A 10096-nucleotide genomic window follows, 5' to 3' on the forward strand; every position below is an offset into this window, starting at 1 on the left:
GTCACATTCCGAACCCGGAAGCTAAGCCTCACAGCGCCGATGGTACTGCAGGGGGGACCCTGTGGGAGAGTAGGACACCGCCGGACTCCTTTTAGTCGAAATGGCCACCCATCGTTGGGTGGCCATTTTGCGTTTACAGAACGAAGAGAACAGGGAGCACCATGCCGGAAGAGGAAGAGCGCCGTCCGCGTCGCAACGACGACAGGAACCAGCGCAACGAACGTCCTTCCGGAGGTCGCCCCGTATACCGTGACGGCGGATCTCGTGCCGGCTCCGGTGACCGCGCCCCGCGTCGCGAAGGTGGCTACAACCGCGACGGTGGTGCCCCTCGTCGTGAGGGTGGCTACAACAACCGTGACGGTGCCCCGCGTCGTGAGGGCGGCTACAACAACCGTGACGGTGCCCCGCGTCGTGAGGGCGGCTACAACCGTGACGGTGCCCCGCGTCGTGAAGGCGGCTACAACAACCGCGACGGTGCGCCCCGCCGCGAGGGCAGCTACAACCGCGACGGTGGTGCGCCCCGCCGTGAGGGTGGCTACAACCGTGACGGTGGTGCTCCGCGTCGCGAGGGTGGCTACAACAACCGCGATGGTGGTGCTCCGCGTCGCGAAGGTGGTTACAACCGCGACAGCGCTCCGCGTCGCGAAGGTGGCTACAACCGCGATGGTGGTGCGCCTCGTCGTGAGGGTGGTTACAACCGTGATGGTGGTGCGCCTCGTCGCGAAGGTAGCTACAACCGCGACAGCGCTCCGCGTCGCGAAGGTGGCTACAACCGCGATGGTGGTGCGCCTCGTCGTGAGGGTGGCTACAACCGTGACGGTGGTGCGCCTCGTCGCGAGGGTGGCTATAACCGGGACTCCGGCCCCCGTCGCGAGGGTGGCTACAACCGTGACGGTGGTGCCCCGCGTCGCGAGGGTGGCTACAACCGCGATGGTGGTGCGCCTCGTCGCGAGGGTGGCTACAACCGCGATGGTGGTGCGCCTCGTCGCGAGGGTGGCTATAACCGGGACTCCGGCCCCCGCCGTGAGGGTGGTTACAGCCGCGATGGTGGTGCCCCTCGTCGTGAGGGCGGGTTCGAGCGTGAGCGGGGGAGCGACCGTTCGCGGTCTTTCCCGCAGCGTGGCGGCGCCGGGCGGGAACGTCCGGCCAACGCGGCCAACGAGCGTCCGCGGTTCGATGAGCCCCGCCTTCCGGATGAGGTCACCGCGCGCGACCTGCACCCGTCCGCGCGCAACGAGCTGAAGACCCTCAGCAAGGAGAACGCCGAGTTCGTCGCCCGGCACCTGGCGATGGCGTCCCGGCTGATCGACGAGGATCCCGCTCTGGCGCACGAGCATGCGCTGGCGGCCTCGCGCCGTGCCGGCCGGATTGCGATCGTCCGCGAGACTCTCGGCATCACCGCCTACGCGACGGGCGACTTCGCGCTGGCGCTGCGCGAGCTGCGCACCTATCGCCGGATCTCCGGCAAGGACGACCAGATCGCCCTCATGGTCGACAGCGAGCGCGGCATCGGGCGTCCCGACCGCGCCCTCGAGACCGGCCGTGCCGTGGACCGATCGGCCCTCACCACGCCCGTGCGGGTCGCCCTCGCGATCGCGATGTCGGGTGCCCGGCTCGACCAGGGAGACCTCGAGCTGGCGCTCGGAGAGCTCGAGATCCCGGAGCTGGACCCGGACCGTGCGTTCGAGTGGAGCCCGGCACTGTTCTCTGCGCGCGCCGCCGTCCTGGAAGACCTCGGGCGCGGGGAGGAAGCGGAGTTCTGGGCGCACCGTGCCGAAGTCGCCGCCGAAGCCCTCGGCGTCGATGAGGCCGGCGACGAGGAGCTCTACGTGGAGGACGGTCTCATCGAGGACGAGTTCTCCGACGACGAGTCCTCCGAGGACGTCGCTTCTGTCGAGGACGTCGCTTCTGTCGAGGACGTCGCTTCTGTCGAGGACGTCGCCGACGACGCGACCGACGCCGACGACGCGACCGACGCCGACGACGCGACCGACGCCGACGACGCGACCGAAGCTCCCGACGCGACCGATACCCCCGAGCCCGCGGAGCCGTCCATCGAGGACGAGGTGCGCGAGCTGCTCGGCGAGGACGACGAGACGGAAGACGACGAGACGGAGGACGACTCGCCCTCCGCGCCCGAGAAACCGGAGGCGTAGTGGGACTCTTCACACCGAAGGCGCGGAAGCGACCCGCGGGACAGACGCCCCTCCAGGGCGTGGACACCGTCCTCGCTGATCTGGACGGCGTGGTCTACGCCGGTCCCGGCGCGCTGCCGCATGCGGTGGAGAGCCTGAACGCGGCGGCGCACGCGGTGCGTCTCGGCTACATCACCAACAACGCCTCCCGCACCGACGCCTCCGTGGCCGCGCACCTCACGAGTCTCGGACTCGATGTCGCTCCGCAGGACGTCGTCACGAGCCCGCAGGCGGCGATGCGCCTGCTGTCCGGGATCGTGCCGGCGCCGGCGACCATCCTCGTGGTGGGCGGCGACGGCCTCGTCGACGAGGTGCAGAAGGCCGGCTACACGGTGACCCGCAGCGCCGAGGATGCACCGGAGGCCGTGGTCCAGGGGTTCGCCCCCGAGGTGGCCTGGACCGATCTCGCCGAGGCGGCGTTCGCCCTCAAGGTCCCCGAGGACGAGGGCGGCATCCCCTGGATCGCCACGAACACCGACTGGACGATCCCGCGCGAGCGCGGCGTCGCGCCGGGGAACGGCACCCTCGTCTCCGCCGTCCACACGGCCATCGGTCGTCTGGCGACGGTGGCGGGCAAGCCGGAGACTCCGATCTTCGAAGAGGCGCTCGCCCGCTTCGGGGCGACGAAGGCGCTCTTCATCGGCGACCGTCTCGACACCGACATCATGGGCGCGAGCCGTGCAGGAATCGAGTCCGCGCTCGTGCTGACCGGCATCGACCGTCCCAAGCACGTCCTCGCCGCGCCCGAAGGATCGCGGCCGACCTACATCCTCGGCGACCTGCGCGGCCTGCACGAGCCGTATCCCGAGCCCGTGGTGACCGACGGCGTCTACGATGTGAACGGTGCCGCCGTCCGCGTCCACGGCGCGGATGTCGAGATCGTGGCGGAGTCCGGCGACCAGCTCGACCTGCTCCGGGCCGGTGCCGCCGCCATCTGGGCCTCCGGCACGCCCGTCTTCGTGCTGCGGGTTCCGGAGCGGCTGTACGCCGACCCGTTCCACCGCCCCTGAGCCACGCGTGGCGCCGCCGACCGTCGGCGGCGCCGCGTACAGTGGAAGCGTGAGCGACGAGACGACGAGCAGCGCGCCGACGGACGGCCTGTGGAGTCGTCTGCGCCTGATCGAAGGGCAGCCGCTCGCCGCACGCGCCGACGCCTACTCGGCCCTGCACGACGACCTCTCGCGACGGCTCGAGAGCGGATCCCGGCTGGAACAGCGGGAGACCCCGGGACCACGATGACGCGACTCGACGCCGCCCTCGCTCTCCGAGGACTCGCCCGTTCGCGCACGCACGCCGCCACCCTGATCGCCGACGGCCTCGTGAGCGTCGACGGCCGCCCGGTCGTCAAGGCCTCGACCGCGGTCGACGACTCGAACACGATCACGGTCGCCGGCGCGGACCACTACGTCAGCCGCGCCGCGCACAAGCTCGTCGCCGGGCTCGACGGCTTCGGCATCCCGGTGCAGGGACGCCTCGCGCTCGACATGGGTGCCTCGACCGGCGGATTCACGCAGGTCCTGCGCGAACGCGGCGCGCGCCGCGTGCTCGCCGTGGACGTCGGGCATGGCCAGCTCGCCCCCTCGGTCGCCGCCGACCCCGGCGTCACGGCCGTCGAGGGCTTCAACGTGCGGCACATGGACCGGGAGAGCCTCGCCGCAGCGACGGGGGAGCCCGCGCCGCCCGATCTGGTGGTGGGCGACCTCTCCTTCATCTCGCTCGAGCTCGTGCTTCCCGCGGTGGTCTCCGTCGCCGCGCCGGGTGCCGACGTGCTGCTGCTGGTCAAACCGCAGTTCGAGGTCGGGCGGACGGCCGTGCGCGGCGGTCTCGTCACCGACCCCGCCACCCGTGCAGACGCCGTCGCCCGCGTGGTGTGGAGCGCGTGGGACGCGGGGCTGGGGATGGCGGGGATCGTCTCCTCCCCGATCCTCGGGACTCACGGCAATGCGGAGTATCTCGTGCACCTCGTGCCGGGCGGCGGGAGCAATCCGACAGAATGGATGGACACCATCAACCGGCTGGCAGGGGGACGATGAACGAGCGCAGGATCCTGGTCGTCGCCCATGCGGGCCGCGTCGACACCGTCGCGGCCGCCCGTCGGGTGGTCGATGCCCTCCGGGGCGCGGGAGTGCGCCCCGTGCTGGCGGCCGACGACCACGCGGAGCTCTCCGCGGTCGATGTGTTCTTCGCGGACGTCGAGGTGCTGGATGCCTCCGCCGGTCCGGCGTCCCTCGAGCTCGCGATCGTGCTCGGCGGCGACGGCACGATCCTCCGTGCGGCGGAACTCGTCCGCGACAGCGGCGCCCCGGTGCTCGGCATCAACATGGGACACGTCGGCTTCCTCGCGGAGATCGACCGGGACGACATGGACGACGCGATGCGACGCGTCATCGCCCGCGACTACGAGGTCGAGGAGCGCCTGGCGCTGTCGGTGCGCGTCAAGGACAGGTCCGGCGACGTCGTCTTCGAGACCTGGGCTCTGAACGAGGCGACCGTCGAGAAGGCGAGCCGTGAGCGCATGATCGAGGTGGTGCTCGAGATCGACGGGCGCCCCCTGTCGAGCTTCGGCTGCGACGGCATGGTCATCTCCACCCCGACCGGATCGACCGCCTACAACTTCTCCGCCGGCGGACCCGTCATCTGGCCGACGGTCGAGGCCATCGCGGTGGTCCCGCTGTCGGCACACGCCCTGTTCGCGAAGCCGCTCGTGGTGAGCCCCGATGCGGCCGTGGCCATCGAGATGCTGGAGCGGACGGACGGCTCCGGCATCCTCTGGTGCGACGGCCGTCGTTCCCACGACCTCCCGCCGGGCGCCCGCGTCGTGGTGCGTCGCTCGTCGCGCCCGGTCCGCCTCGCGCGCCTGCATCCGACCGCGTTCACGAACCGTCTCGTCCGCAAGTTCCAGCTGCCGGTCGAGGGCTGGCGCGGGCAGGAGCGGAGGAGCGACGCATGATCGAGGAGATGCGCATGCAGGGGCTCGGCGTGATCGCCGACGCCGTCCTGCCGCTCGGCCCCGGCTTCACGGCCATCACCGGAGAGACGGGCGCGGGCAAGACCATGGTCGTCACCGGGCTCGGGCTGCTCCTCGGCCAGCGCGCCGATTCGGGCGCCGTGCGCAAGGGAGCCGCGCAGGCCTCGGTGGCCGGGGTGTGGATCGTGCCCGAGAAGGGTGAGGTCGCCGACATCGTGGCCGAGGCCGGGGGAGAGCTGGAGCCGGCCGGTGCGGGCACCGCCGAGCTGTATGTGTCGCGCACCCTCAGCGCCGAGGGCCGCAGCCGTGCGAGCGTCGGCGGGCGCGCCGCGCCGGCGGGAGTGCTGTCCTCGCTCGCGGACGAGCTCATCGTCGTGCACGGACAATCCGAGCAGCTGCGGCTGCGGTCGGCCGCCGCGCAGCGCGACGCCCTCGACCGCTTCGGCGGCGAACCGATCGCTCGGGCGCTGGAGGAGTACCAGGCCGCGTTCGAGCGCTGGCGAACGCTCGACGCCGAGATCATCGACATCACCGCGAACCGTGACCGGCGTGCCGAGGAGGCCGCCCGGCTGCGGGAGGATCTCGCCCTGATCGAAGCCACCGCCCCGGAAGAGGGGGAGGACGAGGAGCTGACGGCTCGTGCCGAGCGCCTCGCGAACGCGGAGGAGCTCCGCCTCGCGGCCGCGCTGGCGCACGGCACTCTCTCGAACGAGGAGGGCGAGCCCGATGCGTCGGCGCTGGTCGCGGAAGCGCGCCGAGCGATCGAGCGCGTGTCGGACCCGAAGCTGGCGGAGGTCGCGGAGACCCTGGCCGACATCGGCTACCGGATCGCCGACGCCGCCGGTGTGCTCTCCGGCTTCCTCGCCGACCTCGACGAGTCCGGCCCCCATGAGCTCGCTGCCGTCGAGGAGCGCCGGGCCGCGCTCGGCGTCCTCATCCGTCAGCACGGTTCGCTGGCGGAGGCGCTGGCGCTGTGGCAGACCGGGTCCGCGCGGCTGGCGGAGCTCGACGACGACGGGGAGCGCCTGGAGCGCCTTTCCGCCGAGCGCGACGAGGCCAGGGCGGAGCTCGACGCCCGCGCCGACGCTCTCACCGCCGCGCGGAGCGAGGCCGCCGTCCGGCTCGGTAAAGCCGTGACCGCCGAACTCCACGCGCTGGCGATGCCGGACGCGCGCCTGGAGGTCTCCGTGGCCCCGGGCGCCGAGAGCACTCACGGACGAGACGACGTCGCCATCCTGCTCGCCCCGCACCCCGGCGCCGAACCCCGTTCGGTGGCCAAGGGGGCCTCCGGCGGCGAGCTGTCGCGGGTGATGCTCGCGATCGAGGTCGTCATCGCGGCGACCGACCCGGTGCCCACCTTCGTGTTCGACGAGGTCGACGCGGGCATCGGCGGCGCGGCGGCGATCGAGGTGGGGCGGCGACTCGCCCGACTCGCCGAGAAGTCGCAGGTGATCGCCGTCACCCATCTCGCGCAGGTCGCCGCCTTCGCGAACAACCATCTCACCGTCGTGAAATCGCACGACGGCGCCGTCACCGCCTCCAGCGTGCGGCGGCTCGACGGGGAGGAGCGCGAGGCCGAGATGGCCCGTCTGCTCTCCGGACTCGCGGATTCCGATGCCGCACTCACCCACGCCCGCGAGCTTCTCAGCCTCGGCGTCTGAATGAACTGTTAGGATAGAAGCCCGTGATGAACTCTTCTTCTGCGGGGCCCAAGAACGACACGACCAAGCACATCTTCGTGACTGGTGGTGTCGTTTCGTCTTTGGGCAAGGGGCTCACCGCGGCCAGCCTGGGCAACCTCCTGACCGCTCGCGGACTCCGCGTGGTCATGCAGAAACTCGACCCGTATCTGAACGTCGATCCGGGCACCATGAACCCGTTCCAGCACGGCGAGGTGTTCGTCACCGACGACGGTGCGGAGACCGACCTCGACATCGGCCACTACGAGCGCTTCCTCGACATCAACCTGTCCGAGGCGGCCAACGTCACGACCGGACAGATCTACTCGCAGGTGATCGCCCGCGAGCGCCGCGGCGAGTACCTCGGCGACACCGTGCAGGTCATCCCGCACATCACCGACGAGATCAAGCGCCGCATGCGGCTGCAGGCGACCGAGGACCCGCGTCCCGACGTGATCATCACCGAGGTCGGCGGCACGGTCGGCGACATCGAGTCGCAGCCGTTCCTCGAGGCCGCGCGCCAGCTTCGTCACGAGCTCGGCCGCGACAGCGTGTTCTTCGTGCACGTCTCGCTCGTGCCGTTCATGGGTGCGTCCGGTGAGCAGAAGACCAAGCCGACCCAGCACTCGGTCGCCGCGCTCCGTCAGGTCGGCATCCAGCCCGACGCGCTCGTGCTCCGCAGCGACCGCCCGGTGAGCGCGAGCAACCGCAACAAGATCGCCCTGATGTGCGACGTCGACGTCGAAGGCGTCATCAACACCGTCGACCTGCCGAGCATCTACGACATCCCGTCGACCCTCAACGAGCAGGGCCTCGATTCCTACATCGTGCGTCGCCTCGGCCTCGACCAGAAGGCGGACGACGTCGACTGGACGCGCTGGAACAAGGTGCTGCACGCGGTGCACAACCCGAAGCACGAGGTCACGATCGGTCTCGTCGGCAAGTACATCGACCTTCCGGACGCCTACCTGTCCGTGACCGAGGCCCTCAAGGCGGGCGGCTTCGCACAGGAGACCAAGGTCAACATCCGCTGGATCCCGTCCGACCTCTGCGAGACCCCCGAGGGTGCGCAGGAGCAGCTGGCCGAGCTCGACGGCATCTGCGTGCCCGGCGGCTTCGGCATCCGCGGCATCGAGGGCAAGCTGGGTGCGCTGAAGTTCGCCCGCGAGCAGGGCATCCCGACCCTCGGCCTCTGCCTGGGGCTGCAGTGCATGGTCATCGAGTACGCGCGCGACGTGGCCGGGATCGCCGGAGCCTCGTCCAGCGAGTTCGATCCGGACACCGCCGAGCCCGTCATCGCGACCATGGCCGAGCAGATCGAGATCCTCGACGGCGGTGACCTGGGCGGCACCATGCGCCTCGGCCTCTACCAGGCGGCTCTCGCGGAAGGCTCGCTGGCGCGCGAGGTCTACGGTGCCGCCGAGGTGTCCGAGCGTCACCGTCACCGCTACGAGGTCAACAACGCCTACCGCGATCGCCTGTCGGAGGCCGGTCTGGTCTTCTCGGGCCTCAACCCGGAGCTGGACCTCGTCGAGTACGTCGAGCTGCCGCGCGACGTGCACCCGTACTACATCGCCACGCAGGCCCACCCGGAGCTCCGCTCCCGTCCGACCGACCCGCACCCGCTGTTCCGCGGGCTCGTCGGCGCGGCCATCGCCCGTCACCGGGCGAGCGAGCTGTTCGACGTGCCCGTCGATGAGTGAGTCGGAGGGTCCGGGCGCCGCGGAGCCGCTGCGGGACGAGCCCTTCGAGCCGGAGGTCCTGAGCAGCGACCTCGTCTACGAGGGGCGCGTCTGGGACGTGCGCTCCGATCGGGTCCGCTACGGCGAGGGCGAGATCGTGCGACAGTACGTCGCCCACCCCGGGGCGGTCGCGATCCTCGCACTGGACGACGAAGGGCGGGTGCTGCTCATCCAGCAGTACCGGCACCCGATCCGCCACCGCGACTGGGAGCTGCCGGCCGGCCTCCTCGACATCGCGGGGGAGGAGCCGCTGGCGGCCGCCCGACGCGAGCTCGCGGAGGAGGCCGACCTCGTCGCCGCCGACTGGGAGCCCCTGGTGTCGTCGTGGACGACGCCCGGCGGTAACGACGAGCTCATCCAGGTGTTCCTCGCGACGGGACTCACCGCCGCCGCGACCGCACACGCGCGCGAAGACGAGGAGGCGGACATCCGTCTCGCCTGGCTTCCGCTCGAGGATGCGGTCGCCGGGGTCGTGGCGGGACGCCTGCGCAACGGCATCCTGGCCCTCGGCGTGCTGGCCGCCGCGCAGAGGCTGCGCGACCGGAGCTGAGCATGCTGCTCGATCGCGCCCTCGACGCGTACCTGCGTCATGTCACGATCGAACGCGGGCTCAGCGCCCACACGGTCGGCGCCTACCGGCGGGATCTCGAGGGCTACCGGGACTGGCTCGCAGCGGAGGGGATCGACGACACCGCGGACATCACACCCGCCGTCGTGGACCGCTTCGTCGCCGACCGCGCCTCGGCGGAGCCGGCACCGGCCGCGACGAGCCTGGCGCGCCTGCAGTCCTCGGTGCGCGGCTGGCACCGGTTCCTCGCCCGCGAGGGCATCGAGGCGGACGACCCGACCGGACGGCTCCGTCCGCCGAAGACCCCACGCCGGCTGCCGAAAGCCCTCACGATCGACCAGGTGGAGCGACTGCTCGCCGCGCCGTCGGCCGAGGAGCCGCTCGGCATCAGGGACAGGGCGCTGCTGGAGCTCCTCTACGCGACCGGCGCCCGCGTGTCGGAGGCGGTCGGGCTCGACGTCGACGACATGGCGCACGGCGAGGTGCTGCGCCTGCGCGGCAAGGGGTCGAAGGAGCGCATCGTCCCGGTGGGCTCGTACGCCCGCGCGGCCGTCGACGCCTACCTCACCCGGGTCCGTCCGGAACTCGCGGCGAAGGGGCGCGCCTCTGCTCGGCTCTTCCTCGGTGCGCGCGGTGCCCCGCTCTCGCGACAGAGCGCCTGGCTGGTGATCCGTTCCGCGGCGGAGCGCGCACAGCTCACCGCCGAGGTCTCTCCGCACACGCTGCGTCATTCGTTCGCGACGCATCTCCTGCAGGGCGGCGCGGACGTCCGTGTGGTGCAGGAGCTCCTGGGGCACTCCTCGGTCGCGACGACGCAGATCTACACGCACGTGTCCGTGGACGCCCTCCGCGACATCTACGCGACCTCGCATCCCCGCGCGCGCTGATCGCGCCCTCGAAGGCCCGTACCGCGACCGCCCGCCGCGCGCCGAGGCGGCTGATCC

Annotated in this window: 9 protein-coding genes and 1 rRNA gene; all 10 read left to right on the top strand. The window is 71.4% G+C overall.

Annotated features, from left to right (window positions below; genetic code table 11):
• A 5S ribosomal RNA gene (rrf, locus tag ACIQID_RS00005) occupies positions 1 to 86 on the top strand; the annotation flags it as partial.
• 75 nt (positions 87 to 161) lie between these two features.
• Complete coding sequence (locus tag ACIQID_RS00010; RefSeq protein ID WP_400280807.1) at positions 162 to 2156, top strand: primosomal protein; 1995 nt, start codon at positions 162 to 164, stop codon at positions 2154 to 2156.
• A complete protein-coding gene (locus tag ACIQID_RS00015) occupies positions 2156 to 3205 on the top strand; it encodes an HAD-IIA family hydrolase (RefSeq protein WP_400280810.1) in 1050 nt (349 codons plus the stop codon). Before ACIQID_RS00010 ends, ACIQID_RS00015 begins: the two co-directional genes overlap by 1 nt.
• Before the next feature lie 49 nt (positions 3206 to 3254).
• Entirely contained in the window at positions 3255 to 3434 is a 180-nt protein-coding gene (locus ACIQID_RS00020) for a hypothetical protein (protein WP_312672012.1), read from the top strand.
• On the top strand, positions 3431 to 4228 hold the full coding sequence (locus ACIQID_RS00025) for a TlyA family RNA methyltransferase (RefSeq protein ID WP_331203108.1): 798 nt from the start codon (positions 3431 to 3433) through the stop codon (positions 4226 to 4228). The genes ACIQID_RS00020 and ACIQID_RS00025 overlap by 4 nt, the downstream gene beginning before the upstream one ends.
• A complete protein-coding gene (locus ACIQID_RS00030) occupies positions 4225 to 5145 on the top strand; it encodes an NAD kinase (RefSeq protein ID WP_331203107.1) in 921 nt (306 codons plus the stop codon). The genes ACIQID_RS00025 and ACIQID_RS00030 overlap by 4 nt, the downstream gene beginning before the upstream one ends.
• On the top strand, positions 5142 to 6824 hold the full coding sequence (gene recN / locus ACIQID_RS00035; protein WP_400280816.1) for a DNA repair protein RecN: 1683 nt from the start codon (positions 5142 to 5144) through the stop codon (positions 6822 to 6824). Before ACIQID_RS00030 ends, recN begins: the two co-directional genes overlap by 4 nt.
• Positions 6825 to 6850: 26 nt before the next feature.
• A complete protein-coding gene (locus ACIQID_RS00040) occupies positions 6851 to 8545 on the top strand; it encodes a CTP synthase (protein ID WP_187661851.1) in 1695 nt (564 codons plus the stop codon).
• Positions 8538 to 9134, top strand: a complete 597-nt coding sequence (locus tag ACIQID_RS00045; RefSeq protein WP_331203105.1) for an NUDIX hydrolase — start codon at positions 8538 to 8540, stop codon at positions 9132 to 9134. Before ACIQID_RS00040 ends, ACIQID_RS00045 begins: the two co-directional genes overlap by 8 nt.
• A gap of 2 nt (positions 9135 to 9136) precedes the next feature.
• Complete coding sequence (gene xerD / locus ACIQID_RS00050) at positions 9137 to 10039, top strand: site-specific tyrosine recombinase XerD (protein ID WP_400280821.1); 903 nt, start codon at positions 9137 to 9139, stop codon at positions 10037 to 10039.
• Positions 10040 to 10096: the final 57 nt, after the last annotated feature.

The sequence above is a fragment of the Microbacterium sp. NPDC091676 genome, assembly GCF_044756645.1.
Taxonomy (GTDB): domain Bacteria; phylum Actinomycetota; class Actinomycetes; order Actinomycetales; family Microbacteriaceae; genus Microbacterium; species Microbacterium paraoxydans_D.